Source organism: Pseudomonas sp. M2(2023), assembly GCF_030263955.1.
GTDB classification, from domain to species: domain Bacteria; phylum Pseudomonadota; class Gammaproteobacteria; order Pseudomonadales; family Pseudomonadaceae; genus Aquipseudomonas; species Aquipseudomonas asiatica.
In genome coordinates, this window is record NZ_CP127114.1 from 3,866,173 (window position 1) to 3,891,124 (window position 24,952).

Consider the following 24,952-nt stretch of genomic DNA (forward strand, 5'->3'; position numbering starts at 1 on the left):
GTTGCGCCTGACATGCACCCAGCCATCTCTGCGCTTTAGAACTGAAATCACATGAAACCAATTACATTTCGCATTTGACAATCATTATCATTCTGAATAGCTTGTCGCCCGTCGTAGGAAGCTTCCCAAATTTGGGTGCGTCCTTTCCCCTCTGTGACAAGGTGATTTCCATGGCGGAACAACTATCCACAAGTAAGTGCGATTCACCATTACTGCAGGCCTTCGTCGACAACCGCAGCATTCTGGTCAAGATCGCTGCCCGCATCACCGGCTGCCGATCGCGCGCCGAAGATGTGGTGCAGGACGCCTTTTTCCGGCTCAGCGCGGCCCCGCAGATCACATCGTCGTTCAAGGCGCAGCTGAGCTACCTGTTCCAGATCGTGCGCAACCTGGCCATCGACCACTACCGCAAGCAGGCCATGGAGCTGAAATACTCCGGCAGCGAGGAGGAAGGCCTGAACGTGGTCGTGCAAAACGCCTCCCCCGAAGCCACCCACATCAACCTTGCCGCGCTGGATGACATTGCCGAGGCGCTGAACGAACTGCCCCAGCGCACCCGCTATGCCTTCGAGATGTACCGCCTGCATGGCGTGCCGCAGAAGGACATTGCCAAGGAGCTGGGAGTGTCGCCGACGCTGGTCAACTTCATGATCCGCGATGCGCTGGTGCATTGCCGCAAGACGGCCAGTCGGCAGGCCTGAACCTTCAAGGTTGCTGAGGGCGTGTGGGAGCGGGTTTACCCGCGACGGTGCCATGCACCATGTCGCATTCTTCGCGGGTAAACCCGCTCCCACAGGGCCGCACAGCGGCCCCCTGGCACTCAAGCCAATTTACACTTATCGAAGAACCGCTCCCGCCCCAGAATCATCAACGCCGCACGCTTGTGCGGGAAGTCGAACTCCTTGTCGCAATGGAAGCACTGGTCGTGCATGTAGCCGATCATCTTGCCGTTGTCGGCACGCGGCTCGGCCACCACCCGCTGGGTGCGTGGGTCATCCAGGAACAGGTAGTGCACCAGCGCCGATAGCCAGCTGGCCACCTTGTGCGGCCCGCGGTGGCTCTCCTCCCCCACCAGCATGTGGATGCCACGGTCGTAGTCATCGGCCGGGTAGAACGGCGCAATGCGGTCTTCCTTGGCCCAGTACGCCTCGAAGTAGGCAAACGGCTGGTCATCGAAGCAACCGATCAGCGTCAGGGCATGCGGGTCGGCCTCGAGCTTGCCCAGGTATTCGCGATGCTGCGCAAGGGTGCCACCCTCCTGCCAGAACGCCTCCACCCGCGGGTTGTTCTGCCAGCGGTTGAAGCGCTCCAGGTCATGCTCGATCTCCAAGGTACGCAGCGATACCCAACTGCCCAGGCGCGTATCGAAGCGCCGGTACACCTCGCCACGAGGCTTGGGCGCGCGGCGTGGGTGGCGCTTGCCGTTGCTGATCTGCATCTGCTGTGGGTAGGCGACGCTGGTCGACTCGCCCAGCCACGGCTGTGGCAGCTGCCAGAACAGCGCCCGCTCGCACAGGTATTGGCCAGGCTGCTCGCCGGCCAGCAGCAGGCCACTGGTCAATGCCTGAGGCAACGGCTCGGGCAGGTGCCAGGCAAGACGCTGGCAGGCCGCATCGCGGGCCAGCAGCCAATAACAGGCGGCCCACAAGGCCACATAGGGGCGCTCGGGGCACAGCCGCTCGAGGTGGACATGCAGAGAAGCACCCATCTCCAGGCGCAACTGGATCAACGCGCGGCCTTCGAGGGAGAGGCTCAGCCAGCTGTCACCCTCCTCGGCACTGAGGCTGCGCCAGCGTGGCGCTGACTGGGGCTGTGATGCGGCATCGAACGGCATGGGCTTGACTCGCGGCAATGAAGAAAAGGCTCACTGCTGAGAACGTTGCCGCATCACGGGAATTTAGTCGCGCGGGGCCGCCACCGTGATGCGGTATGGCTCGAAGATACGCGCCAGCTCACCACTGTCGCGCAGGGCACGCAGCAGCGCCGCGAACGATTGTTCACCGATGGGTGCCCCCGGGCGTAGCAAGGCGTAGTGATGATAGACCTGGTCAATGCGCTGCGAGGGCATCAACTGCTCCCGACTGGCCGGGTTGCGCGCCAGGAAATCGCTGAGGTAGGAACGCGTGACCAAGGCGATGTCGGCGCGGCCGGCCTGCACCATTAACAGGTTGCTGTCATGGGAATACGTCAGAGTCGCGTTGTAGGCGTTGCGCAGGTAGTCGGGGTCGGAGTTGAAGCCGGCGAACGCATAGTGGTAGCCGTTGAACAGCGCCAGGCGCTTGCCGCGCAGGTCGTCGAAGTAATGCGGGTCACGGCCATTGGCCTTGCGGGCGACGAACACCTCGGCATCTTCCAGGCCCATGTCCACGCTCTGGTGGGCAATATGCTGCCAGCCCCATGCCGGGTTCTCGAAAATGGCCATGTCGGTGCGGCCTTGCTGGAGGTCACCAAAACGCCGCTGGATGGAGGTGGGCACCACGACGAAGTGGTAGCGCTGCTGCGCGCGATTGAGCGCGTCGACCAACTGCCGCAGCAAACCGCTGTCGGCGCCCTGCTCCGGGCGTACCGTGTACGGAGGGAAATGCGCAGCGCCAATCTTTACCTCGACGGCATCGGCAGCCCATGCCGGCGCCGCCAGCCAGAACACGGCTAGCAGCATCAGGGAAGACAGGGCCTTCAGGCCGGTCGCTGGAGTCAAGACGGACACTCATCACGGTTCATGCCGGGGTCCGCCTAAGCTAGGCGTTTTCCGGGCCGGACACAACTGCCGGTTAGTGGCACTTTGCGCCAAAGCTGCGGGCAAACTGCCAGGGGATGCCGGATGCCCGGAGTTTCGCTACGCTCTAGCAGGATCTGCAAGGGAGCCTGGTATGGGCCACTGGTTGGTGATCGACCTGGAAGCCACCACCGACGATGGTGGGTGGCCGGTCACAGAGATGGAAGTCATTGAAATCGGCGCAAGCCTGGTTACCCGCGATGGCCGCGAGGTCGACCACTTCCAGCGCTTCGTGAAGCCTCGGCGACGGCCGCAGCTGACCCCGTTCTGCCGTGAGCTGACCCACATCAGCCAGGCCAGCGTGGACAGTGCCGCGTCGTTCCGCGAGGTATGGGCAAGCTTCGAGCGCTGGCTCGGGCACCACCGCGGGCAGCTTCAGGCCTGGGTCAGCTGGGGCGACTACGACCGCCAGCAGTTGCACCAGGAGTGGCAGCAGCATGGGCTGGACAGCCTGCTGCGGACCCTGCCGCACATCAACCTCAAGCAACGCTTCGCCAAGGCCCGCCACCTGCAGCGCCCCGCTGGGCTGAACGGTGCACTGCAGCTGGCCGGCATGCACTTTTGCGGGCAGCAGCACCGGGCCCTGGAAGATGCGCGCAATACCGCGCGGCTGCTGCCGTTGAGCCTGCCGGCAGACGCTACCTGAAAGCAGATGACGGGGCCGGTGGGCTTGGGCATACTGGCCAGCCGTTTTTCATCCCCCCTTTTCAGGAGTCGCCCATGTTCCAGGTCAACGAGTACTTCAACGGCACCGTCAAGTCGATCGCATTCGCTGGCGAAGAAGGCCCGGCCACTGTCGGTGTGATGGCCCCGGGCGAATACGAATTCGGCACTGCCAAGCGCGAAATCATGCACGTGGTTTCGGGTGCGCTGACCGTGAAGCTGCCAGGTAGCGACAACTGGGAAACCTTCAATGCGGGCGACAAGTTCAACGTGCCGGCTGACAGCAAGTTCCAGCTGCAGGTGAAGGTGGATACCGCTTACCTGTGCGAGTACCGCGACTAAGCGTCAGCCTGGTCCGGCCTCTTCGCGGGTAAACCCGCTCCCACAGGTCCACTACAAGCTTGCAGGCCTGTGCAGTACCTGTGGGAGCGGGCAAGCCCGCGAAGAATCCAGCACTATTGCGACAGGAATGCCGCAACCTTCTCAGCCGCCGCCTGCAAGTGCTGCTCATGACTGAACCCCGAGGCCTTCAGCGGCTTCAAGTCATGGTCCCCCGCCACCAGCCAGCTCACCTCGATCGCCGGCGATAACGCATACCCTGCCACCGCCTCGCGGTTACCCAGTGCATCCCGCTCGCCCTGCACGATCAATGTCGGCGTCTTCAATTCGGCCAGGTGCTCGACCCGTGGCTTTTCCGGTTTGCCCACCGCATAGAACGGATAGCCCAGGCACACCAGTGCATCCGCTTCCAGTTCATCGGCCAGCAGGCTGGCCATGCGCCCGCCCATGGATTTGCCACCCACCGCCAATTTGCCCGCGACCAAAGGTCGCACCTGCCGGTACACCTCGCGCCAGCATTCCAGCAACACCTTCTGCGGGTTCGGCGGCCGCTTGCCGCCGGCAACCCTGCGCTCGGCCATGTACGGGAACTCGAAGCGCACTACCGCTACCCCAAGCGCCGCAAGCCTTTGCGCCATTTCGTCCATGAACCCGCTGTCCATCGGCGCACCTGCGCCATGGGCCAGGATCAGGCAGCCCTTGTAGCCGTCCTTGCCCCGAACGTGCGGGGGATCGCAGCGCAAGCCTGGGACATTTCCGACCTTCGCCCATTGATCCCCGTCAATACCGGCACTTTGCCCATTAATCATGCTTGCCTCGCTGTAAAGCCTGCCAAATAACCGTGGATGGGAACCCATACATGAACACAACCAGCAGTACCGCCTATAACTACAAGGTGGTCCGCCAATTCGCCATCATGACGGTGGTGTGGGGAATCGTCGGGATGGGGCTCGGCGTCTTCATCGCCGCCCAGCTCGCCTGGCCCTCCCTCAACTTCGACCTCCCCTGGACCAGCTTCGGCCGCCTGCGCCCCCTGCATACCAATGCGGTGATCTTCGCCTTCGGCGGCTGCGCGCTGTTCGCCACCTCCTATTATTCGGTGCAACGCACCTGCCAGACCACCCTGTTCGCACCGGGCCTGGCCGCGTTCACCTTCTGGGGCTGGCAACTGGTGATTCTGCTGGCGGCCATCAGCCTGCCGCTGGGCTACACCAGCTCCAAGGAATACGCCGAACTGGAATGGCCGATCGACATCCTGATCACCATCGTCTGGGTGAGCTACGCCATCGTGTTCTTCGGCACGCTGATGAAGCGCAACACCAAGCACATCTACGTCGGTAACTGGTTCTTCGGCGGCTTCATCCTCACCGTGGCGATGCTGCACGTCGTCAACAACCTGGAACTGCCGGTCAGCCTGACCAAGTCCTACTCGGTCTATGCCGGTGCCACCGATGCCATGGTGCAGTGGTGGTATGGCCACAACGCCGTGGGCTTCTTCCTGACCGCAGGCTTCCTGGGGATGATGTACTACTACGTGCCCAAGCAGGCCGAACGCCCGGTGTATTCCTATCGCCTGTCGATCGTGCACTTCTGGGCGCTGATCACCCTGTACATCTGGGCCGGCCCGCACCACCTGCACTACACCGCCCTGCCCGACTGGGCGCAGTCGCTGGGCATGGTGATGTCGCTGATCCTGCTGGCACCAAGCTGGGGCGGCATGATCAACGGCATGATGACCCTGTCCGGCGCCTGGCACAAACTGCGCAGCGACCCGATCCTGCGTTTCCTGGTGGTGTCGCTGGCGTTCTACGGCATGTCCACCTTCGAAGGCCCGATGATGGCCATCAAGACGGTCAACGCCCTGTCCCACTACACCGACTGGACCATCGGCCACGTGCACGCCGGCGCCCTCGGCTGGGTGGCGATGATCTCGATCGGCGCGCTGTACCACACCATCCCGAAAGTGTTCGGCAAGGAGCGCATGTACAGCATCGGCCTGATCAACGCGCACTTCTGGCTGGCCACCATCGGCACCGTGCTGTACATCGCCTCGATGTGGGTCAACGGCATCGCCCAGGGCCTGATGTGGCGCGCGGTCAACAGCGACGGCACGCTCACCTACTCGTTCGTGGAAACCCTGGTGGCCAGCCACCCAGGCTTCATCGTGCGCTTCGTCGGCGGTGCGATCTTCCTCAGCGGCATGTTCCTGATGGCCTGGAACACCTGGCGCACCGTGCGTTCGCCGGCGCTCGATGTCGCCCCTGCGAACGCCCAGCTGGCTTGAGGAGACCTGCCTGATGAAACATGAAGTCATCGAGAAAAACGTCGGCCTGCTGGCCCTGCTGATGGTGTTCGCCGTCAGCATCGGCGGCCTGACCCAGATCGTCCCGTTGTTCTTCCAGGACGTCACCAACAAGCCGGTGGAAGGCATGAAGCCCTACACCGCGCTGCAGCTGGAAGGCCGCGATATTTACATCCGCGAAGGCTGCGTGGGCTGCCACTCGCAGATGATCCGCCCGTTCCGCGCCGAAACCGAGCGCTATGGCCACTACTCGGTGGCTGGTGAAAGCGTGTGGGACCATCCGTTCCTGTGGGGCTCCAAGCGTACCGGGCCGGACCTGGCCCGCGTCGGTGGCCGCTACTCGGACGACTGGCACCGTGCGCACCTGTACAACCCGCGCAACGTGGTACCGGAGTCGAAGATGCCGTCGTACCCATGGCTGGTCGCCCAGCAGGTCGACAACAGCCATACCGACACCAAGATGCGCACCCTGCGCACCCTGGGCGTGCCGTACACCGACGATGACATCGCCGGGGCCCGCGACGCGGTCAAGGGCAAGACCGAAATGGATGCCCTGGTCGCCTACCTGCAGGTGCTAGGCACCGCGATCAAGAACAAGAGGTGAATGCGATGGGAATGGACATCGGCATGATCCGCGGCCTGGGCACCCTGGTGGTGATGATCGCCTTCATCGGCCTCACCCTGTGGGTATTCAACCGCCGCCGCGACCGTGATTTCGCCGAAGCGCGCCTGCTGCCCTTCGTCGACGACCGCCTGCCCTCTGCCGGACAGGAACCTGCTGCAAAAAGGAGTAACGGGCAATGACCACCTTCTGGAGTACGTACATCTGCGTACTGACCATCGGTAGCCTGATTGGCCTGACCTGGCTGCTGCTCGCCACCCGCAAGGGCCAGAGCAACAACACCACCGACCAGACCATGGGCCACAGCTTCGACGGCATCGAGGAATACGACAACCCGCTGCCCAAGTGGTGGTTCTGGCTGTTCGTCGGCACCCTGGTGTTCTCGGTCGGCTACCTGATCCTCTACCCGGGCCTGGGCAACTGGAAGGGCATCCTGCCGGGCTATGAAAATGGCTGGACTGGCGCCAACGAATGGCAGAAGGAGATGGAGAAGGCTGACGCAAGATTCGGCCCGATCTTTGCCAAGTACGCCGCCATGCCCGTGGAAGAAGTGGCCAAGGACCCGCAGGCACTGAAGATGGGCAGCCGCCTGTTCGCCTCCAACTGCTCGGTTTGCCATGGCTCGGATGCCAAGGGTGCCTATGGTTTCCCCAACCTCACCGACAAGGACTGGCGCTGGGGCGGCGAAGCGGAAACCATCAAGGCGTCGATCATGAACGGTCGTCACGGCGTGATGCCGGCCTGGGCCGAAGTGATCGGCGAGCAGGGCGTGGCGGATGTGGCCGCGTTCGTGCTCACCAACCTCGATGGCCGCAGCCTGCCGGAAGGGGTCAAGGCTGACGCCGCCAAGGGCAAGGAGATCTTTGCCGGCAACTGCGTGGCCTGCCACGGACCTGAAGGCAAAGGCACCCCGGCCATGGGCGCACCAAACCTGACTCACCCGCAGGCGTTCATCTACGGATCGAGCTTTGCCCAGCTGCAGCAGACCATTCGCTATGGTCGCCAGGGTCAGATGCCGGCGCAGGCGGAGATCCAGGGCAACGACAAGGTGCACCTGCTGGCGGCGTATGTGTATAGCCTGTCGCAGGATCAAGCTTCGCCAGACCTGACTGCCAAGTAACACCCATTCGCGGGCTCGCCCGTTCCCACAGGTTAACCACAGATTTCAAGCATTGTGGTGAACCTGTGGGAGCGGGCAAGCCCGCGAAGGGCTGCAAAGCAGCCCCTCTCCTCGCTCTACCCCTCCTTGCACCCCCTCCGAACACAACTAAGCTTGTTGCCTCAGTGGGCCTCGCTCCGAAAGGAGCGAAGCAGACGCGGCGCGTAGCCTGTCGCCGTCCCGATAAAAAGCTTGACCGATCGATCAGAAAAAGGCGAAAAACGGTACACATTACAAATATTTATTTGTGTACAATCGTCCAGACCCGATCGCTGCGGGACATCAGTGAACGGGCTCGGGCACGGGTCGGCGTACCAAAGTTGCGTTGCGGTAACCCCGGTGGTTATCAATACTGGCGCCGATTTTTCGACCAACAAGAACATCAAAACCGTGGAACCTTAGCAATGAGCACAGCAATCAGTCCGACTGCTTATAACTATAAGGTCGTCCGCCAGTTCGCCATCATGACGGTGGTCTGGGGGATCCTTGGCATGGGCCTCGGCGTCTTCATCGCCTCGCAGCTGGTATGGCCGCAACTGAACCTGGACCTGCCCTGGACCAGCTTCGGCCGCCTGCGCCCGCTGCACACCAACCTGGTGATCTTCGCCTTCGGGGGCTGTGCGCTGTTCGGCACCAGCTACTACGTGGTGCAGCGCACCTGCCAGACCCGGCTGATCTCCGACAGCATGGCCGCCTTCACCTTCTGGGGTTGGCAGGCGGTGATCGTCGGGGCGCTGATCACCCTGCCGATGGGCTACACCACCACCAAGGAGTACGCCGAGCTCGAGTGGCCGCTGGCGATCCTGCTGGCCATCGTCTGGGTCACCTACGGGTTGGTGTTCTTCGGCACCATCGTCAAGCGCAAGACCAAGCATATCTATGTCGGCAACTGGTTCTACGGCGCCTTCATCGTGGTTACCGCGATGCTGCACATCGTCAACCACATCTCGCTGCCGGTAAGCCTGTTCAAGTCGTACTCGGCCTACTCCGGCGCCACCGACGCGATGATCCAGTGGTGGTACGGCCACAACGCCGTGGGCTTCTTCCTCACCACCGGCTTCCTGGGGATGATGTACTACTTCGTACCCAAGCAGGCCGAACGCCCGATCTACTCGTATCGCCTGTCTATCGTGCACTTCTGGGCACTGATCACCCTGTACATCTGGGCTGGCCCGCACCACCTGCACTACACCGCCCTGCCAGACTGGGCACAGTCGCTGGGCATGGTCATGTCGATCATCCTGCTGGCGCCAAGCTGGGGCGGCATGATCAACGGCATGATGACCCTGTCCGGTGCCTGGCACAAACTGCGCACCGACCCGATCCTTCGCTTCCTGGTGGTGTCGCTGGCGTTCTACGGCATGTCCACCTTCGAAGGCCCGATGATGGCCATCAAGACCGTGAACTCGCTGTCGCACTACACCGACTGGACCATCGGCCACGTGCACGCCGGCGCCCTCGGCTGGGTGGCGATGATCTCGATCGGCGCCGTGTACCACATGATCCCGCGCCTGTATGGCCGCGAGCAGATGCACAGCGTCGGCCTGATCAACGCGCACTTCTGGCTGGCCACCATCGGTACCGTGCTGTACATCGCCTCGATGTGGGTAAACGGCATCACCCAGGGCCTGATGTGGCGCGCCATCAACGACGACGGCACCCTCACCTACTCCTTCGTCGAAGCCCTGCAGGCCAGCCACCCTGGCTATATCGTCCGCGCCCTGGGCGGTGCGTTCTTCGCCACCGGCATGCTGCTGATGGCCTACAACGTGTTCCGTACCGTACGTGCCGCCAACCCGGCACAGGCTGAGGAAGCCGCCAAGATCGTCGTCGTGGGAGCGCACTGATGAAGCATGAAGCCGTCGAGAAGAACATAGGCCTGCTGGCCTTCTTCATGGTCATCGCCGTGAGCGTCGGTGGCCTGACCCAGATCGTCCCGCTGTTTTTCCAGGACGTCACCAACAAACCCGTGGAAGGCATGAAGCCGCGCACCGCGCTGGAGCTTGAAGGCCGCGATATCTACATCCGCGAAGGCTGCGTGGGCTGCCACTCGCAGATGATCCGCCCGTTCCGTGCCGAAACCGAGCGCTACGGCCACTACTCGGTGGCCGGCGAGAGCGTGTGGGACCACCCGTTCCTGTGGGGCTCCAAGCGTACCGGGCCGGACCTGGCGCGGGTCGGTGGCCGCTACTCCGATGACTGGCACCGTGCGCACCTGTACAACCCGCGCAACGTGGTACCGGAATCGAAGATGCCGTCGTACCCGTGGCTGGTCGAGCACAAGCTCGACGGCAAGGACACCGCGAAGAAGATGGAAGTGCTGCGCACCCTCGGCGTGCCGTACACCGACGCCGACATCGCCGGGGCCCGCGACGCGGTCAAGGGCAAGACCGAAATGGACGCCATCGTCGCGTACCTGCAGGGTCTTGGCACCATCATCAAGAGCAAACGGTGACGCTGATGGATATCGGGATGATTCGCGGCCTGGGCACCGTCGTGGTGATGGTGGCCTTCGTGGGCCTGGCGCTGTGGGTGTTCAACCCACGGCGCAAGAAGGACTTCGACGAAGCGACCCAACTGCCCTTCGCGGATGACCCCGAGGCCTGCCGCCACGTCGAGCAAGAGCACGCAAAAGCTTCTGGGAGCAAGAAACAATGACAACCTTCTGGAGTCTGTACGTTACCGTCCTGACCCTGGGCACCATCTTCTCGTTGACCTGGCTGCTGCTGTCGACCCGCAAGGGCCAGCGCGAAGAGGTCACCGACGAAACTGTCGGGCATGCCTTCGATGGCATCGAGGAGTACGACAACCCACTGCCGAAATGGTGGTTCTGGCTGTTCGTCGGTACCATCATCTTCGCCCTCGGCTACCTGGTGCTGTACCCGGGCCTGGGCAACTGGAAAGGCGTCCTGCCAGGCTACTCATACCTGGATAACGACAAGCAGACCGAGTTTTCCAACGGCCAGCCGGGCTGGACCGGCGTGCACGAGTGGGAAAAGGAAATGGCCAAGGCCGACGCCCGCTTCGGGCCGATCTTCGCCAAGTTCGCCGCCATGCCCATCACCGAGGTGGCCAAGGACCCGCAGGCCCTGAAGATGGGCGCACGGCTGTTCGCCTCCAACTGCTCGGTATGCCACGGCTCCGACGCCAAGGGTGCCTATGGTTTCCCCAATCTTACCGACAACGACTGGCGCTGGGGCGGCGAGCCGGACACCATCAAGGCAACCATCATGGGCGGCCGCCACGGCGTGATGCCGGCCTGGGCCGAAGTGATCGGCGAGCAGGGCGTGGCCGACGTGGCTGCGTTCGTGGTCAGCAAGCTCGATGGCCGCACGCTGCCAGAGGGCGTGAAAGCCGATGCCGAAAACGGTCAGAAGATCTTCGCCGCCAACTGCGTGGCCTGCCACGGGCCCGAGGGCAAGGGCACGCCAGCCATGGGCGCGCCGAACCTGACCCATCCGCAGGCGTTCATCTACGGCTCGAGCTTTGCCCAGTTGCAACAGACCATCCGCTACGGTCGCCAGGGGCAGATGCCGGCCCAGGAGCAGCTGCAAGGGAATGACAAGGTGCACTTGCTGGCGGCTTATGTGTACAGCCTGTCGCACCAGGACCAGGCACCGGCCAAAGCCGAGTAAGCAGGCCAGGCCTCTTCGCGGGTAAACCCGCTCCCACAGGTACTGCGCTCGCGTCAGGATCTGTGCGATCCCTGTGGGAGCGGGTTCACCCGCGAAGAGGCCGGTACTGAAAACACATTTGTTGCAGGCCCCATGACCTGGATCAATTGACACCTGCCATAACACGATTCATACCACGAACCCAACGCGACTAAAGGTCGCAGTGCAGCCCCATACTGCCATCAGCGGCGTATCATGGGCCGCAGAGCGCTAGCAGATTGCGCGAGACTGCGGCCGGCATGCACTGGCTGCGGCACTTCTCCACTGCCGTGGGACTTGATGATGAGCAAGCAAATTCCGGTACATGACGTCACCCCGCCTGCCAACAAAGGGAAGGATTCCGTCGACCTCTACGCCTCCCGGGAAAAGATCTACACCCGCGCTTTCACCGGCCTGTTCCGACGCCTGCGCATGGTCGGCGGGGCTGTGCTGTTCCTGCTGTACTTCGGCACGGTGTGGTTGAACTGGGGCGGCCACCAGGCCGTGTGGTGGAACCTGCCCGAACGCAAGTTCTACATCTTCGGCGCCACCATCTGGCCGCAAGACTTCATATTGCTCTCGGGCATTCTCATCGTGGCCGCCTTCGGCCTGTTCTTCATCACCGTGTTCGCCGGCCGGGTATGGTGCGGCTACACCTGCCCGCAAAGCGTGTGGACATGGATTTTCATGTGGTGCGAGAAGGTCACCGAGGGCGACCGCAACCAGCGCATGAAGCTCGACAAAGCCCCCATGAGCGGCAACAAGTTCCTGCGCAAGTTCGCCAAGCACAGCCTGTGGCTGCTGATCGGTTTCGTCACCGGCATGACCTTCGTCGGCTATTTCTCGCCGATCCGTGAACTGGCCATCGAATTCTTTACCGGCCAGGCCGACGGCTGGGCCTACTTCTGGGTCGGCTTCTTCACCCTCGCCACCTACGGCAACGCCGGCTGGCTGCGCGAGCAGGTGTGTGTGTACATGTGCCCCTACGCGCGCTTCCAGAGCGTGATGTTCGACAAAGACACGCTGATCGTTTCCTACGACCCGCGTCGTGGCGAAACCCGCGGCCCGCGCAAAAAGGACCTGGACTACAAGGCCGCGGGCCTGGGCGACTGCATCGACTGCACCATGTGCGTGCAGGTCTGCCCCACCGGCATCGATATCCGTGACGGCCTGCAGATCGAGTGCATCGGCTGCGCCGCGTGCATCGATGCCTGTGACAACATCATGGACAAGATGAATTACCCAAGGGGGCTGATCAGCTACACCACCGAGCACAACCTGTCCGGGCAGAAGACCCACATGCTGCGCCCGCGCCTGATCGGCTATGCCGTGGTACTGCTGGTGATGATGGTCGGCCTAGCCACCGCCTTCGCCACCCGTTCGCTGGTCGGTTTCGACGTCAGCAAGGACCGCGTGCTGTACCGCGAGAACGCCCAGGGCCGGATCGAGAACGTGTATAGCCTGAAGGTGATGAACAAGGACCAGCGTGACCACGTCTACGTGCTGGACGCCACCGGCCTGCCGGACCTGAAGCTTGAAGGCCAGCGCGAGATCCGCGTGGACGCTGGTGATATCGTCAGCCTGCCGGTGCAGCTGTCGATCGCGCCCGAGAAACTGCCATCGACCACCAACGAAATTACCTTCATCCTCAAGAGCGCCGATGACAGCGACGCCCAGGTTGAAGCCAAGAGCCGCTTCATCGGCCCACAGATCCGCTAAGAGAGATAACCCACAATGCCTGCCACCGCCGCCAGCCCCTGGTACAAGCACCTCTGGCCCTGGATCATCATCGGCATTCTCGCCACCTCGGTGTGCCTGAGCCTGACCATGGTCAGCATCGCCGTGCACAACCCGGACAACCTGGTGAACGACAACTACTACGAGGCTGGCAAGGGCATCAACCGCTCGCTGGACCGAGAACTGCTGGCGCAGACGCTGGGCCTGAAGGCCGGCGTGCACCTGGACGAGCTGACCGGCGAAGTGGACGTGCGCCTGACCGGCAACAGCGACCCGCAGAGCCTGGAGCTGAACCTGATCTCGCCAACCCAGCCGGAGAAAGACCGCAAGGTGCTGTTGAGCCGGGTCGAGGCTGGGCGCTATGTAGGGCAGCTGGAGGACAAGGTTGACGGGCGGCGCTTCGTTGAGCTGCTGGGTAGTGAAGGTGGCCAGGTTTGGCGCTTGTTCGAGGAAGAAAAGGTCGAGCATGGTGTGACCTTGCAGCTGGGTGATGAAGCACTGCAAGGTGCCGAGCACCAATAATCGCACCTCCGCCGCTCCTTGTACTTGTAGGAGCAGGTTTACCCGCGAATGCGTCTAACCTGAAAACATCATTGCCTGATCTGACGCATTCGCGGGTGAACCCGCTCCCACAGGTGCTGTGCCCAACCAGCCGATTTGTGTAAGGCAATGATGTGATGACCCAGCCCACCCCTTGCTACCACTGCGCAATGCCCGTCCCTGCCGGCAGCCGCTTCAACGCCGTGGTCCTCGGTGAGTCCCGGCAGTTCTGCTGCCCCGGCTGCCAGGCGGTGGCCGAGTCGATCGTCGCCGGTGGCCTGGAGCACTATTACCAGCATCGTAGCGACAACAGTGCCAACCCCGAGGCCCTGCCCAAACAACTGCAGGACGAGCTCGCCCTCTATGACCGCAGCGACTTACAGCAAACCTTCGTTCGCCATGCTGGCGACCTGGCCGAGACCACCCTGCTGGTCGAAGGCATCAGCTGCGCCGCCTGCGGCTGGCTGATCGAAAAGCACCTGCGCAACCTGCCCGGCGTCGCCGAGGCGCGTCTGAACCTGTCCAACCACCGCCTGCTGCTGAACTGGGATGACAAGCAACTGCCGCTCTCGCGCCTGCTCGCCGAGCTGCGCCAGATCGGCTACGCCGCCCACCCCTATCAGCCCGACCAGGCCGCCGAGCAACTGGCCCGCGAGAACCGCAGCGCCCTGCGCCGCCTTGGCGTGGCTGGGCTGCTGTGGTTCCAGGCGATGATGGCAACCATGGCCACCTGGCCGGAATTCAACATCGACCTGTCGCCCGAACTGCACACCATCCTGCGCTGGGTGGCGCTGTTTCTCACCATCCCCATCGTGTTCTACAGCTGCGCACCGTTCTTCAAGGGCGCGGCACGCGACCTGCGTACCCGCCACCTGACCATGGACGTTTCGGTGTCGCTGGCCATTGGCCTGGCCTTTGGCGCCGGCATCTGGACCGCCATCACCGGCAGCGGCGAGCTGTATTTCGACACCGTGGGCATGTTCGCGCTGTTCCTGCTCACTGGCCGTTACCTGGAGCGCCGCGCCCGCGAACGCACCGCCGCGGCCACTGCGCAGCTGGTCAACCTGCTGCCGGCCTCGTGCCTGCGCCTGGACGCCGTCGGCCGCAGCGAACGCATCCTGCTCAGCGAACTGCAGCGCGGTGACACGGTGCAGGTGCTGCCAGGCGCGGTAATCCCCGCCGACGGGCGCATCGTCGAAGGCCGCTCCAGCGTCGATGAATCGTTGCTGACCGGTGAATACCTGCCGCAACCACGGCGGGTCGGCGAGCGGGTCACGGGCGGTACCCTGAACGTCGAAAGCACCCTGAACGTGGAAGTCGAAGCCCTCGGCCACGACTCGCGGTTGTCGGCCATCGTCCGCCTGCTGGAACGCGCCCAGACCGAAAAACCCCGCCTGGCCGAAATCGCCGACCGGGCCTCGCAGTGGTTCCTGCTGTTCTCGCTGCTGGCCGCCGCGGCCATCGGCCTGTGGTGGTGGCACCTGGACCCGACGCGGGCGTTCTGGATCGTGCTGGCCATGTTGGTAGCGACCTGCCCCTGCGCGCTGTCCCTGGCCACGCCAACGGCGCTTACCGCAGCCACTGGTACGTTGCACAAGCTCGGCCTGCTGGTGACCCGTGGCCATGTGCTGGAAGGCCTGAACCAGATCGACACGGTGATTTTCGACAAGACCGGAACGCTGACCGAAGGCCGCCTGACCTTGCGCAGCATTCGACCGCTCGGCAGCCTGCCCGCCGACCGCTGCCTGGCCCTGGCCGCAGCGCTGGAGAACCGCTCCGAACACCCCATCGCCCGTGCCTTCGGCCGCACCGCCACGCCTGCTGACGACGTGCAGACCGTGCCGGGCCTGGGCCTGGAAGGGCTGGTCGACGGCCAGCGCCTGCGCATTGGCCAGGCCACCTTCGTCTGCGCCCTGAGCGGAGCGGAAATCCCTGGCGTGCCAGAGCCGCGCGGCCAGTGGCTGCTACTGGGCGACCGCCAGGGCCCACTGGCCTGGTTCGGCCTGGACGACCGCCTGCGCGACGATGCCCCTGCCCTGCTGGCAGCCTGCAAGGCCCGTGGCTGGCGCACGCTGCTGCTGTCGGGCGACAGCTCGCCGATGGTCGCCGAAGTGGCCGCGCAGCTGGGCATCGACCAGGCCATCGGCGGCCTGCGCCCGGACGACAAACTGGACCGGCTGAAGGCGCTGCAGGCGGCCGGGCGCAAGGTGCTGATGCTGGGTGACGGGGTCAACGACGTGCCGGTACTGGCCGCCGCGGACATCAGCATCGCCATGGGCAGCGCCACCGACCTGGCCAAGACCAGCGCCGACGCCGTGCTGCTGTCCAACCGCCTGCAGGCGCTGGTACAGGCCTTCGAGCTGGCCCGCCGCACCCGCCGCAACATCCTCGAGAACCTGCTGTGGGCGACCCTGTATAATGGCCTGATGTTGCCGTTCGCCGCGCTCGGCTGGATCACCCCGGTATGGGCAGCCATCGGCATGTCGGTCAGTTCGCTGATCGTGGTGCTCAATGCCCTGCGCCTGACCCGCCAGCCCCCGGCATCGGGTTTGCCATCGACCGAAGCGCCCCTGCCTGGGAGGAAGACGCCATGCCCGCCCTCTATGTCATGATTCCCGCGGCCCTGCTGCTGGTCGGCGTGGCCGTGTACATCTTCTTCTGGGCGGTGGACAGCGGCCAGTACGACGACCTGGAAAGCCCTGCCCACAGCATCCTGTTCGACGACCAGGACCCGCGCCATCAGGCGGCGGTGAAGCCTGACGACAGCAAGGCCGACACCGACAAGGAAAACCCGCCCCGTGCCTGACCTGCTGCCCCTGCTGGGCTCGGCGTTGATCCTCGGTTTGCTCGGCGGCGGCCACTGCCTGGGCATGTGCGGCGGCCTGATGGGCGCGCTGACCCTTGCCATCCCGCCTGAACAACGTGGTCGGCGCATGCGCCTGCTGCTCGCGTACAACCTTGGCCGCATTCTCAGTTATGCCTGTGCCGGCCTGCTGCTGGGCCTGGCCGGCTGGGCCGTGGCCAGCAGCCCGGCGGCGCTGGCACTGCGGGTGGTGGCGGCGCTGCTGTTGATCGCCATGGGGCTGTACCTGGCCGGCTGGTGGAGCGGGCTGACCCGCATCGAGGCGCTGGGCCGGGGACTGTGGCGGCATATTCAGCCAGTGGCGTCGCGCTTGCTACCGGTATCCAGCATGCCCCGGGCGTTGCTGCTGGGGGCCTTGTGGGGATGGTTGCCATGCGGGTTGGTGTACAGCACCTTGCTGTGGGCGGCCAGCCAGGGCAATGCCGGGTACAGCGCGGCGCTGATGCTGGCGTTCGGCGTGGGAACCTGGCCGGTGCTACTGGCCACGGGACTGGCGGCTGAGCGAGTAAACCGGTTGTTGAAACGGCGCAGTGTGCGGGTGGCTGGCGGGGTGCTGGTGATGCTGTTTGGGGTATGGACCCTGCCCGGGCCGCATCAGCATTGGTTGATGGGGCATTGATGGGGGCCGCCGTGCGGCCCTTTGCGGGCATGCCCGCTCCCACAGGGCCCTGCGAACGGCTGATAGCAGCCCCTATGCCCTTGATACAAATCAACACCGGTTCCTGCAGACAGCCATAGACTCCGGGGCACTGCTGCTCTTTCCGGGGACCACCCTCATGCTCGACGACCTACGTTGGGATACCGACCTGATCCGCCGCTACGACCTGGCCGGGCCACGCTACACCTCCTACCCGACCGCCGTGCAACTGCACAGCGAAGTGGGCTCGTTCGACCTGCTCCACGCCCTGCGCGAGAGCCGCCGGGCCGTGCGCCCGCTGTCGCTGTACGTGCACGTGCCGTTCTGCGCCAACATCTGCTACTACTGCGCCTGCAACAAGGTCATCACCAAAGACCGCGCCCGCGCTGCGCCCTACCTGCAGCGCCTGGAGCAGGAAATCCAGCTGATCGCCTGCCACCTCGATCCCAAGCAGCGTGTCGAGCAGTTGCACTTCGGCGGCGGCACGCCAACCTTCCTCAGCCATGTGGAACTGCGCCAGCTGATGGCCACCCTGCGCCAGCACTTCCACCTGCTGGACGACGACTCCGGCGACTACGGCATCGAGATCGACCCGCGCGAAGCCGACTGGTCGACCATGGGCCTGCTCCGCGAACTGGGCTTCAACCGCGTCAGCCTGGGCGTGCAGGACCTCGACCCAGCCGTGCAGCGCGCGGTCAACCGCCTGCAGAGCCTGGAGCAGACCCGCACCCTGATCGAAGCCGCGCGCACCCTGCAGTTCCGCTCGATCAACCTCGACCTGATCTACGGCCTGCCCAAGCAAACCCCGGAAGGCTTTGCCCGCACTGTCGAAGAAGTGATCCGCCTGCAACCCGACCGCCTGTCGGTGTTCAACTACGCCCACCTGCCCGAGCGCTTCATGCCGCAACGGCGCATCGACAGCAATGACCTGCCCAGCGCGGCCGCCAAGCTGGAGATGCTGCACGCCACCATCGACCAGCTGACCGCAGCCGGCTACCGCTACATCGGCATGGACCACTTCGCCCTGCCCGACGACGAGCTGGCCATCGCCCAGGAGGAAGGCACCCTGCAGCGCAACTTCCAGGGCTACACCACCCATGGGCACTGCGACCTGATCGGCCTGGGCGTGTCGGCCATCAGCCAGATCGGCGACCTGTACTGCCAGAACAGCAGCGACCTCAACACCTACCAGGACAGCCTGTCCAACGTCCAACTGGCCACCCAGCGCGGCCTGCTGTGCAACCACGACGACCGTATCCGCCGTGCAGTGATCCAGCAACTGATCTGCCATTTCGAGCTCGATTTCGAGCCGATCGAACAGGCATTCACCATTGATTTTCGCGGCTACTTCAACGACCTCTGGCCAGAACTGCTGACCTTGCAGCGCGACGGACTGATCCGCCTGGACGACAAAGGCATCCGCATCCTGCCGGCCGGCCGCCTGCTGGCGCGCTCGGTATGCATGGTGTTCGACGCTTACCTGGCGATGCACAACCGCCAGCGCTTCTCGCGGGTGATCTGAACCGAGTCGTTCAACCGCATGGACAAAGTTCCTTGCCAGGCACACCATGGGCACAGCGAAGGCCCCGGCGCACACCCGCCGGGGCCGGGCCAGCTCGCACCACAACAGCGCACGCTGGCCTACAACCTATGCCGTGAGTTACCCTTACGTCTTATGTGTGCTTTCCCACAAGGATCGAATGAAAATGTCCGAGCCAGTCAAACTGCGCCCACACAACCAGGCCCATTGCAAGGACTGCAGCCTGGCCCCCCTGTGCCTGCCTCTGTCGCTCAACCTGGAAGACATGGATGCACTGGATGAAATCGTCAAACGTGGGCGGCCGTTGAAAAAAGGCGAGTTCCTGTTCCGCCAGGGCGACAATTTCGGCTCGGTCTACGCGGTACGTTCCGGCGCGCTGAAAACCTTCAGCCTCAGCGACAGCGGCGAAGAGCAGATCACCGGCTTCCACCTGCCCAGCGAGCTGGTCGGCCTGTCGGGCATGGACACCGAAGCCTACCCGGTGTCGGCCCAGGCCCAGGAAACTACCTCGGTGTGCGAAATCCCGTTCGAACGTCTCGACGAGCTGTCGGTGCAGCTACCGCAGCTACGCCGCCAACTGATGCGGGTAATGAGCCGGGAAATCCGCGACGACCAGCAGATGATGCTGCTGCTGTCGAAAAAGACCGCTGACGAGCGTATTGCCACCTTCCTGGTCAACCTGTCGGCACGCTTCCGCGCCCGCGGCTATTCGGCCAACCAGTTCCGCCTGAGCATGTCGCGCAACGAAATCGGCAACTACTTGGGCCTGGCGGTGGAAACCGTGTCGCGGGTGTTCACCCGCTTCCAGCAGAATGGCCTGATCCGCGCCGAAGGCAAGGAAGTGCACATTCTCGACCCGATCCAGCTGTGCGCGCTGGCCGGCGGAGCAATGGAGGCCTGAGGCCGGCGTTTAGCGGGTATACTTGGGCATTCGTTTCCCAGGATACCCGCAACAATGCACAGCGACGCCTTCGACCTCAAAGCCCTGATCCGCCCGGTAGTGGACTTCCCCAAACCGGGTGTGATCTTCCGCGATATCACCCCGCTGTTCCAGTCGCCGCGCGGGCTGCGCTATGTGGCCGACCAGTTCATCGAACGCTATGTCGAAGCCGAGTTCAGCCACATCGGTGCCATGGATGCCCGGGGCTTCCTGATCGGCTCGATCATCGCACACCAACTGAACAAGCCGCTGATCCTGTTCCGCAAGCAGGGCAAGCTGCCGGCTGATGTGCTGAGCGAGGGTTACCAGACCGAGTACGGCGAAGCCTTCCTGGAAGTGCACGCCGACAGCCTGTGCGAAGGGGATTCGGTGTTGATCTTCGATGACTTGATTGCTACGGGCGGTACGCTGCTGGCAGCGGCCAACCTGGTGCGCCGGACCGGTGCGCAGGTGTTCGAGGCGGCAGCGATCATCGATCTGCCGGAGCTGGACGGGTCGCGCCGGCTGCAGGCGGCCGGGGTACCGACTTTCTGCCTGACCGAGTTTTCTCTTAGCGAGTACTGAGTTGGGTTTTGGGGCTGCTTTGCAGCCCATCGCGACACAAGGCCGCTCCTACAGAGACCGCGAATACCTGAATATTGCGCGGTGCCTGTAGGAGCGGCCTTGTGTCGCGATGGGCCGCAAAGCGGCCCCAACAATTCTGAATCAGAGCGAAATCGGCCGACGCCCCGCAAAGGCATGGGCCAAGGTCCCACCATCCACCAGCTCAAGCTCGCCGCCCAGCGGTACACCATGGGCAATCCGCGACGCCACCAGGCCCTTCTCGCTCAGCAACTGGGCAATGTAATGGGCCGTCGCCTCCCCTTCCACCGTCGGGTTGGTCGCCAGGATCACCTCGGTGAAGGTGCCCTGCTCCTCGATCCGCGCCATCAGCTGCGGAATCCCGATCGCCTCGGGCCCCAGCCCGTCCAGCGGCGACAAGTGGCCCTTGAGCACGAAGTAGCGGCCACGGTAGCCGGTCTGCTCTACTGCATACACATCGGTCGGCCCTTCGACCACACACAACTGGGTATCGTCACGGCGCGTGTCGGCGCATTGCGGGCACAGCTCCTGCTCGGTCAGGGTACGGCACTGACGGCAATGCCCAACCCCTTCCATGGCCTGGGTCAAGGCCTGTGCCAGGCGCAGGCCGCCGCTGCGGTCACGCTCGAGCAGTTGCAGGGCCATGCGCTGGGCGGTTTTCTGGCCGACACCCGGGAGAATACGCAGGGCATCGATCAGTTGGCGGATGAGTGGGCTGAAGCTCATGGGAAAGGCCTGACAAATCAATAAGAGGCGGTTTATACCCAGCAGGGGCAGTGGCGTCAAATCAGCCATGCGACCTGCGCGGTCTGTTTTCTGTGGGAGCGGCCTTGTGTCGCGAAAGGGGCGCGAAGCGGCCGCGCGATTTCAGCTTCGCAGCGTGAATTGCCGGGGCTGCTGCGCAGCCCTTTCGCGACACAAGGCCGCTCCCACAAAAAAACAGACCGCGCCTGGGTTGAAATCTCTGTAAAAAAAACCGCCGCTGGTATCAGCGGCGGTTTTCGGTAACGCAAATGCCCTTAGAACGGCATCTTGAAGCCCGGCGGCAGCTGCATGCCGGCGGTCATGCTGCCCATCTTGTCCTGGCTGTTCTGCTCGACCTTGCGCACAGCGTCGTTCAGTGCCGCGGCAATCAGGTCTTCCAGCACTTCCTTGTCGTCTTCATCAGTCGACATCAGGCTCTGGTCGATGCTGACACGCTTGACGTCGTGACGACCGGTCATCACCACGCTCACCAGGCCACCACCGGACTGGCCGGTGACTTCGGCGTTGGCCAGCTCTTCCTGCATCTTCTGCATCTTTTCCTGCATCTGCTGGGCCTGCTTCATCAGGCCGGCCATGCCACCTTTCATCATGGGGGTATACCTCGATTGGGTCATGTGATGCGGCCCGGCACCGGGCCGGCCGCATGGTTATCCGTTACTGGCCCTGATTAACCAGGGCTTCTACAGGCTCAATAGTATCCTGCCGCACCTTGGCGCCGAACAACTTGATCATCTGCTGGATCAACGGATCCTGCTCGATCGAGGTGACCGCGTCCTGCTGGCGCTCGGCGCGTTTGCGCGCCGCTGCCTGGGCCGGGGTTTCCTGCTCGGGCAGGATCAGCTCGATGCGCAGGTTCAGCGTGCGCCCCAGGTGCTGGTTGAGCGCTTCGTTAAGGCGCCGTTGCTGGGTGGCGTTGAACAGCGCACCCTGGCCAGGGTCCAGGTGCAGCAGCCAGTCGTCGCCATCGACGGCAATCAATGTACAGTTTGCCGCGATGTTGCCTGTCATCCCGGATACAGGCAACTGTGGGAATAATTCCAGCCATTGCAGGGCCAGGCCGGTAGCCGGCTTGGCTGCGGGCAGCGGTACGGCTGCCGGCTTGGGTGCTTCTTCCTGGACGTGTTCGGCCAGTTCGTCCAGGTAGCTGAAGCCGACCGGGTCGCTTTCGCCGCCGTAATAGTCTTCGTCCAGTGGCGGTTCATCGTCGCGGTCCATGCCCACGGCGGCATAGGCGGACGGGTCGAAGGGTGGCTCGTCGTCGTGTGCCGGGGCGGCAGGTGCCGGCGTGGGCACAGCGGCCGGTGCAGGAGCCGGCGCAGGCTCGGCCACTACCGGTGCGGGCGTTGGCGCGGGCTCTTCCCATGGCAGGTCAACCACCTCTGCCACGGGTTCTGGTGCTGGCTCAGGTTCACTGACCGGGGCAGGCTCAGCTGCCACCACAGGCTCGACAACCGGCTGTGGCGCTGGTTCGACCGGTGCGGGCGCCTGCACTTGTTGCTCGGCAACCGGTGCAACCGGCGCCACGACAGCAGCGGCCGGCGGCGCCACGGCAACCGCCGGCGCTGCCACCGGTGTTGCAGGATCAGCTGTGGCCTGGCTGATCCCCACTGGCTTTAGTACCGGCTTCGGCGCGTCGTCGGTGTCAGCGGGGCGGAACGCGAGCATGCGCAGCAGGACCATTTCGAAGCCGCCGCGCGGGTCCGGCGCAAGTGGCAGGTCACGGCGGCCTATCAGGCCCATCTGGTAATAGAACTGCACGTCCTCGGCTGGCAATGCCGAGGCCAGCGCCAGCACCCGCTCACGGTCGCCCTGGCCGTTGTCCACCGCTTCCGGCAGCGCCTGGGCAATGGCCACGCGGTGCAGCACATTGAGCATCTCGGCCAGCACGCCAGCCCAGTCCGGGCCCTGCTCGGCCAGGTTGCGCACGGCCTCGAGCAAGGCCCGGGCATCGCCTTCGAGCAACGCCTGCAGCACCCCGTAGACTTGGCCATGATCAAGGCTGCCGAGCATGGCCCGCACATCGGCGGCCAGTACCTTGCCTTCGCCAAAGGCGATGGCCTGGTCGGTCAGGCTCATGGCGTCGCGCATCGAGCCATCGGCCGCGCGCCCCAGCAGCCACAGGGCATCCGGCTCGAACGGCACGTTCTCGGCGGCCAGAACATGGCTGAGGTGCTCGACCACCCGCTCCGGGCTCATGTTCTTCAGCGAGAACTGCAGACAGCGCGACAGGATGGTGGCCGGCAGTTTCTGCGGGTCAGTGGTGGCGAGGATGAACTTGACGTAGGGCGGTGGCTCTTCCAGCGTCTTGAGCAAGGCGTTGAACGAGTGAGTCGAGAGCATGTGCACTTCGTCGATCAGGTAGACCTTGAAGCGCCCACGACTCGGGGCGTACTGCACGTTATCGAGCAGTTCGCGGGTGTCCTCGACCTTGGTGCGGCTGGCGGCGTCGATCTCGATCAGGTCGACGAAACGGCCTTCGTCGATCTCCCGGCACACCGAACAGGTACCGCAGGGCGTTGAGGTGATGCCGGTTTCGCAGTTCAGGCACTTGGCGATGATACGGGCAATGGTCGTCTTGCCCACACCTCGGGTACCAGTGAACAGATAGGCATGGTGCAGGCGCTGGTTGTCCAAGGCATTGATCAAGGCCTTGAGCACATGGGTCTGGCCGACCATTTCGCGGAACGAGCGCGGACGCCATTTACGTGCAAGAACCTGATAACTCATCGAAAAACCATCGCAGCCTGATCGAGCGGAAGATCGCTAATGCTAGCGGAGCGGGGGCAAAATTGCACCCTGCGCAGGTGGTCCAAGCAATCGACAGGTGTGTATCAGCTTTCACTCAGGGCCTACGCGCGATGCGCCCGCCATACGTCGAGAACCCGTGGCCACAGAAAAATATCATGATGCCGAACAAGATCAGGCAGATGGCCAGCCATTGCCCGGCACTCATCTGCTCGTCAAAGAACAGCCAGGAAGTGGCAAGGCCGGATACCGGTATCAGCAACGACAAGGGCGCAACGTGGGTAGCCGGATATTTCTTCATCAGGTTGTTCCACACGCGATAACCCAGGATGGTCGTGATCAGGCTCTGGAAAAGCACGGAAAACAGGGTTGGCCACGCCAGGCCACCGCCTAGGACTTCGAACGCCGCCCATCCTTGCGAGGCAAGCGTGAGGAGCACAAGGACCGGCAGCGCGCACAAGCTCGACCAGACGATGAAGGCCGTCATTTGACCAGGGCGTTTGAGCTTGATCAAAAGATTGCACAAAGCCCAGGCGAGCGCAGCAAGCAGCACCAGAAGCAGGCCGACCACCGTTGACGACTGGCTGCTCGCCAACAGCATCAGGCCTAACCCGCATGCCGCGAAGACCATACCCCAGGAATGGGCGGCGGTGATACGCTCACGCAGAAAGACAGCGCTCAGCAGGATGGTGAAGAACGCACTGAACTGCAGGAATACCGAGGACATACCCGGACTCAAGCCTTGGTGCATGGCAAGATTGACCACCCACCAGATACCTACGGCGAACAGCACGCCATATACCGCCATGGCAGCTACTGAAACGCTGGCCGGACGCCGGATGAAAAAAACCAGCGGCACCGCACAGAAGGTGAAGCGTAACAGCGTCAACAAATAGGGATCGAGCTCTCGCAAGCCAAGTTCGATGACACTGTAGTTGCCACCCCACAGGACCGTCACCAGAAGACCAATGGTCAAGTCACGCCTGCTCATTTTCATGCCTGCTCTCCAAGATTAGCAGGCACCACTCTATTTTCGTCACAGCAGGGTAGATGTAGGCGCACTCGACTCGGCTTGTGAGAAACCTACTC

At 63.5% G+C, this 24,952-nt stretch carries 26 protein-coding genes; 19 read left to right on the forward strand and 7 right to left on the reverse strand.

The window, feature by feature from the left end; genetic code table 11:
- Window positions 1-170 precede the first annotated feature (170 nt).
- The gene (locus QN085_RS17795; RefSeq protein ID WP_015271130.1) at window positions 171-701 is read left to right on the forward strand and encodes an RNA polymerase factor sigma-70; all 531 of its coding nucleotides are present in this window, start codon (window positions 171-173) and stop codon (window positions 699-701) included.
- A gap of 119 nt (window positions 702-820) precedes the next feature.
- Here the strand turns inward: QN085_RS17795 and QN085_RS17800 are convergent, their stop codons facing one another.
- Window positions 821-1,834: a GNAT family N-acetyltransferase gene (locus QN085_RS17800; RefSeq protein ID WP_023661033.1), complete on the reverse strand. Its 1,014-nt coding sequence runs from the start codon at window positions 1,832-1,834 to the stop codon at window positions 821-823.
- Between the two features lie 63 nt (window positions 1,835-1,897).
- The gene (locus QN085_RS17805) at window positions 1,898-2,698 is read right to left on the reverse strand and encodes a substrate-binding periplasmic protein (RefSeq protein WP_023661032.1); all 801 of its coding nucleotides are present in this window, start codon (window positions 2,696-2,698) and stop codon (window positions 1,898-1,900) included.
- Between the two features lie 172 nt (window positions 2,699-2,870).
- Here QN085_RS17805 and QN085_RS17810 point away from each other — a divergent pair, with 172 nt between their 5' ends.
- Window positions 2,871-3,422 (forward strand): 3'-5' exonuclease, encoded by a 552-nt coding sequence (locus QN085_RS17810; protein ID WP_003259919.1) that lies wholly within the window; start codon window positions 2,871-2,873, stop codon window positions 3,420-3,422.
- 74 nt (window positions 3,423-3,496) lie between these two features.
- Window positions 3,497-3,781 carry a pyrimidine/purine nucleoside phosphorylase gene (gene ppnP / locus QN085_RS17815; protein ID WP_013973489.1) on the forward strand — a complete coding sequence of 95 codons (285 nt, stop codon included), beginning with the start codon at window positions 3,497-3,499 and terminating at the stop codon, window positions 3,779-3,781.
- A 113-nt stretch (window positions 3,782-3,894) separates the two neighbouring features.
- Here ppnP and QN085_RS17820 read toward each other — a convergent pair whose 3' ends face one another.
- Window positions 3,895-4,587 carry an alpha/beta family hydrolase gene (locus QN085_RS17820; RefSeq protein ID WP_031324423.1) on the reverse strand — a complete coding sequence of 231 codons (693 nt, stop codon included), beginning with the start codon at window positions 4,585-4,587 and terminating at the stop codon, window positions 3,895-3,897.
- A gap of 50 nt (window positions 4,588-4,637) precedes the next feature.
- Between QN085_RS17820 and ccoN (QN085_RS17825) the strand changes: the two genes are divergently transcribed.
- The 16 genes from ccoN (QN085_RS17825) to QN085_RS17900 all read left to right on the forward strand — a co-directional run bounded on the left by ccoN (QN085_RS17825) (window position 4,638) and on the right by QN085_RS17900 (window position 20,335).
- Complete coding sequence (gene ccoN, locus QN085_RS17825) at window positions 4,638-6,062, forward strand: cytochrome-c oxidase, cbb3-type subunit I (protein ID WP_013973491.1); 1,425 nt, start codon at window positions 4,638-4,640, stop codon at window positions 6,060-6,062.
- A gap of 13 nt (window positions 6,063-6,075) precedes the next feature.
- Window positions 6,076-6,684 (forward strand): cytochrome-c oxidase, cbb3-type subunit II, encoded by a 609-nt coding sequence (gene ccoO / locus QN085_RS17830; RefSeq protein ID WP_013973492.1) that lies wholly within the window; start codon window positions 6,076-6,078, stop codon window positions 6,682-6,684.
- A gap of 5 nt (window positions 6,685-6,689) precedes the next feature.
- Window positions 6,690-6,884 carry a cbb3-type cytochrome oxidase subunit 3 gene (locus QN085_RS17835; protein ID WP_023661030.1) on the forward strand — a complete coding sequence of 65 codons (195 nt, stop codon included), beginning with the start codon at window positions 6,690-6,692 and terminating at the stop codon, window positions 6,882-6,884.
- On the forward strand, window positions 6,881-7,822 hold the full coding sequence (gene ccoP, locus QN085_RS17840) for a cytochrome-c oxidase, cbb3-type subunit III (RefSeq protein ID WP_041505751.1): 942 nt from the start codon (window positions 6,881-6,883) through the stop codon (window positions 7,820-7,822). Before QN085_RS17835 ends, ccoP (QN085_RS17840) begins: the two co-directional genes overlap by 4 nt.
- Before the next feature lie 443 nt (window positions 7,823-8,265).
- On the forward strand, window positions 8,266-9,708 hold the full coding sequence (ccoN, locus tag QN085_RS17845) for a cytochrome-c oxidase, cbb3-type subunit I (RefSeq protein ID WP_015271137.1): 1,443 nt from the start codon (window positions 8,266-8,268) through the stop codon (window positions 9,706-9,708).
- Window positions 9,708-10,316 (forward strand): cytochrome-c oxidase, cbb3-type subunit II, encoded by a 609-nt coding sequence (gene ccoO, locus QN085_RS17850; RefSeq protein WP_013973496.1) that lies wholly within the window; start codon window positions 9,708-9,710, stop codon window positions 10,314-10,316. Before ccoN (QN085_RS17845) ends, ccoO (QN085_RS17850) begins: the two co-directional genes overlap by 1 nt.
- Before the next feature lie 5 nt (window positions 10,317-10,321).
- Window positions 10,322-10,519 carry a CcoQ/FixQ family Cbb3-type cytochrome c oxidase assembly chaperone gene (locus tag QN085_RS17855; protein WP_015271138.1) on the forward strand — a complete coding sequence of 66 codons (198 nt, stop codon included), beginning with the start codon at window positions 10,322-10,324 and terminating at the stop codon, window positions 10,517-10,519.
- Window positions 10,516-11,496, forward strand: a complete 981-nt coding sequence (gene ccoP, locus QN085_RS17860) for a cytochrome-c oxidase, cbb3-type subunit III (RefSeq protein ID WP_038410021.1) — start codon at window positions 10,516-10,518, stop codon at window positions 11,494-11,496. The genes QN085_RS17855 and ccoP (QN085_RS17860) overlap by 4 nt, the downstream gene beginning before the upstream one ends.
- Before the next feature lie 321 nt (window positions 11,497-11,817).
- A complete protein-coding gene (gene ccoG / locus QN085_RS17865) occupies window positions 11,818-13,233 on the forward strand; it encodes a cytochrome c oxidase accessory protein CcoG (RefSeq protein ID WP_015271140.1) in 1,416 nt (471 codons plus the stop codon).
- Window positions 13,234-13,248: 15 nt separating this feature from the next.
- Complete coding sequence (locus QN085_RS17870; protein WP_003259657.1) at window positions 13,249-13,773, forward strand: FixH family protein; 525 nt, start codon at window positions 13,249-13,251, stop codon at window positions 13,771-13,773.
- A 155-nt stretch (window positions 13,774-13,928) separates the two neighbouring features.
- A complete protein-coding gene (locus QN085_RS17875; RefSeq protein ID WP_024087433.1) occupies window positions 13,929-16,403 on the forward strand; it encodes a heavy metal translocating P-type ATPase in 2,475 nt (824 codons plus the stop codon).
- Entirely contained in the window at window positions 16,382-16,597 is a 216-nt protein-coding gene (gene ccoS / locus QN085_RS17880) for a cbb3-type cytochrome oxidase assembly protein CcoS (protein ID WP_013973501.1), read from the forward strand. The genes QN085_RS17875 and ccoS overlap by 22 nt, the downstream gene beginning before the upstream one ends.
- A complete protein-coding gene (locus QN085_RS17885; RefSeq protein ID WP_013973502.1) occupies window positions 16,590-17,273 on the forward strand; it encodes a sulfite exporter TauE/SafE family protein in 684 nt (227 codons plus the stop codon). Before ccoS ends, QN085_RS17885 begins: the two co-directional genes overlap by 8 nt.
- A gap of 157 nt (window positions 17,274-17,430) precedes the next feature.
- Entirely contained in the window at window positions 17,431-18,813 is a 1,383-nt protein-coding gene (gene hemN, locus QN085_RS17890) for an oxygen-independent coproporphyrinogen III oxidase (RefSeq protein WP_013973503.1), read from the forward strand.
- A 184-nt stretch (window positions 18,814-18,997) separates the two neighbouring features.
- Window positions 18,998-19,732, forward strand: a complete 735-nt coding sequence (gene fnrA, locus QN085_RS17895) for a Crp/Fnr family transcriptional regulator FnrA (protein WP_015271145.1) — start codon at window positions 18,998-19,000, stop codon at window positions 19,730-19,732.
- A 54-nt stretch (window positions 19,733-19,786) separates the two neighbouring features.
- Window positions 19,787-20,335 (forward strand): adenine phosphoribosyltransferase, encoded by a 549-nt coding sequence (locus QN085_RS17900; protein ID WP_009683910.1) that lies wholly within the window; start codon window positions 19,787-19,789, stop codon window positions 20,333-20,335.
- A 141-nt stretch (window positions 20,336-20,476) separates the two neighbouring features.
- On the opposite strand, the gene recR is transcribed toward QN085_RS17900, so the two are convergent.
- The 4 genes from recR to QN085_RS17920 form a co-directional block, all read right to left on the reverse strand.
- Complete coding sequence (recR, locus tag QN085_RS17905) at window positions 20,477-21,079, reverse strand: recombination mediator RecR (RefSeq protein ID WP_003259670.1); 603 nt, start codon at window positions 21,077-21,079, stop codon at window positions 20,477-20,479.
- A 293-nt stretch (window positions 21,080-21,372) separates the two neighbouring features.
- Window positions 21,373-21,708, reverse strand: a complete 336-nt coding sequence (locus QN085_RS17910; RefSeq protein WP_003259671.1) for a YbaB/EbfC family nucleoid-associated protein — start codon at window positions 21,706-21,708, stop codon at window positions 21,373-21,375.
- 64 nt (window positions 21,709-21,772) lie between these two features.
- Entirely contained in the window at window positions 21,773-23,845 is a 2,073-nt protein-coding gene (gene dnaX, locus QN085_RS17915; RefSeq protein ID WP_013973506.1) for a DNA polymerase III subunit gamma/tau, read from the reverse strand.
- A 115-nt stretch (window positions 23,846-23,960) separates the two neighbouring features.
- Window positions 23,961-24,860 (reverse strand): EamA family transporter, encoded by a 900-nt coding sequence (locus QN085_RS17920; RefSeq protein ID WP_023661283.1) that lies wholly within the window; start codon window positions 24,858-24,860, stop codon window positions 23,961-23,963.
- Window positions 24,861-24,952 lie beyond the last annotated feature (92 nt).

What these genes read in the sequence shown, in the direction of transcription:
- QN085_RS17795 (WP_015271130.1), top strand. Translation starts at nt 171, where the DNA reads ATGGCGGAACAACTATCCACAAGTAAGTGCGATTCACCATTACTGCAG.
- QN085_RS17800 (WP_023661033.1), bottom strand. Translation starts at nt 1,834, where the DNA reads ATGCCGTTCGATGCCGCATCACAGCCCCAGTCAGCGCCACGCTGGCGC.
- QN085_RS17810 (WP_003259919.1), top strand. Translation starts at nt 2,871, where the DNA reads ATGGGCCACTGGTTGGTGATCGACCTGGAAGCCACCACCGACGATGGT.
- ppnP (WP_013973489.1), top strand. Translation starts at nt 3,497, where the DNA reads ATGTTCCAGGTCAACGAGTACTTCAACGGCACCGTCAAGTCGATCGCA.
- QN085_RS17820 (WP_031324423.1), bottom strand. Translation starts at nt 4,587, where the DNA reads ATGATTAATGGGCAAAGTGCCGGTATTGACGGGGATCAATGGGCGAAG.
- ccoN (WP_013973491.1), top strand. Translation starts at nt 4,638, where the DNA reads ATGAACACAACCAGCAGTACCGCCTATAACTACAAGGTGGTCCGCCAA.
- ccoO (WP_013973492.1), top strand. Translation starts at nt 6,076, where the DNA reads ATGAAACATGAAGTCATCGAGAAAAACGTCGGCCTGCTGGCCCTGCTG.
- QN085_RS17835 (WP_023661030.1), top strand. Translation starts at nt 6,690, where the DNA reads ATGGGAATGGACATCGGCATGATCCGCGGCCTGGGCACCCTGGTGGTG.
- ccoP (WP_041505751.1), top strand. Translation starts at nt 6,881, where the DNA reads ATGACCACCTTCTGGAGTACGTACATCTGCGTACTGACCATCGGTAGC.
- ccoN (WP_015271137.1), top strand. Translation starts at nt 8,266, where the DNA reads ATGAGCACAGCAATCAGTCCGACTGCTTATAACTATAAGGTCGTCCGC.
- ccoO (WP_013973496.1), top strand. Translation starts at nt 9,708, where the DNA reads ATGAAGCATGAAGCCGTCGAGAAGAACATAGGCCTGCTGGCCTTCTTC.
- QN085_RS17855 (WP_015271138.1), top strand. Translation starts at nt 10,322, where the DNA reads ATGGATATCGGGATGATTCGCGGCCTGGGCACCGTCGTGGTGATGGTG.
- ccoP (WP_038410021.1), top strand. Translation starts at nt 10,516, where the DNA reads ATGACAACCTTCTGGAGTCTGTACGTTACCGTCCTGACCCTGGGCACC.
- ccoG (WP_015271140.1), top strand. Translation starts at nt 11,818, where the DNA reads ATGAGCAAGCAAATTCCGGTACATGACGTCACCCCGCCTGCCAACAAA.
- QN085_RS17870 (WP_003259657.1), top strand. Translation starts at nt 13,249, where the DNA reads ATGCCTGCCACCGCCGCCAGCCCCTGGTACAAGCACCTCTGGCCCTGG.
- QN085_RS17875 (WP_024087433.1), top strand. Translation starts at nt 13,929, where the DNA reads ATGACCCAGCCCACCCCTTGCTACCACTGCGCAATGCCCGTCCCTGCC.
- ccoS (WP_013973501.1), top strand. Translation starts at nt 16,382, where the DNA reads ATGCCCGCCCTCTATGTCATGATTCCCGCGGCCCTGCTGCTGGTCGGC.
- hemN (WP_013973503.1), top strand. Translation starts at nt 17,431, where the DNA reads ATGCTCGACGACCTACGTTGGGATACCGACCTGATCCGCCGCTACGAC.
- fnrA (WP_015271145.1), top strand. Translation starts at nt 18,998, where the DNA reads ATGTCCGAGCCAGTCAAACTGCGCCCACACAACCAGGCCCATTGCAAG.
- QN085_RS17900 (WP_009683910.1), top strand. Translation starts at nt 19,787, where the DNA reads ATGCACAGCGACGCCTTCGACCTCAAAGCCCTGATCCGCCCGGTAGTG.
- recR (WP_003259670.1), bottom strand. Translation starts at nt 21,079, where the DNA reads ATGAGCTTCAGCCCACTCATCCGCCAACTGATCGATGCCCTGCGTATT.
- QN085_RS17910 (WP_003259671.1), bottom strand. Translation starts at nt 21,708, where the DNA reads ATGATGAAAGGTGGCATGGCCGGCCTGATGAAGCAGGCCCAGCAGATG.
- dnaX (WP_013973506.1), bottom strand. Translation starts at nt 23,845, where the DNA reads ATGAGTTATCAGGTTCTTGCACGTAAATGGCGTCCGCGCTCGTTCCGC.
- QN085_RS17920 (WP_023661283.1), bottom strand. Translation starts at nt 24,860, where the DNA reads ATGAAAATGAGCAGGCGTGACTTGACCATTGGTCTTCTGGTGACGGTC.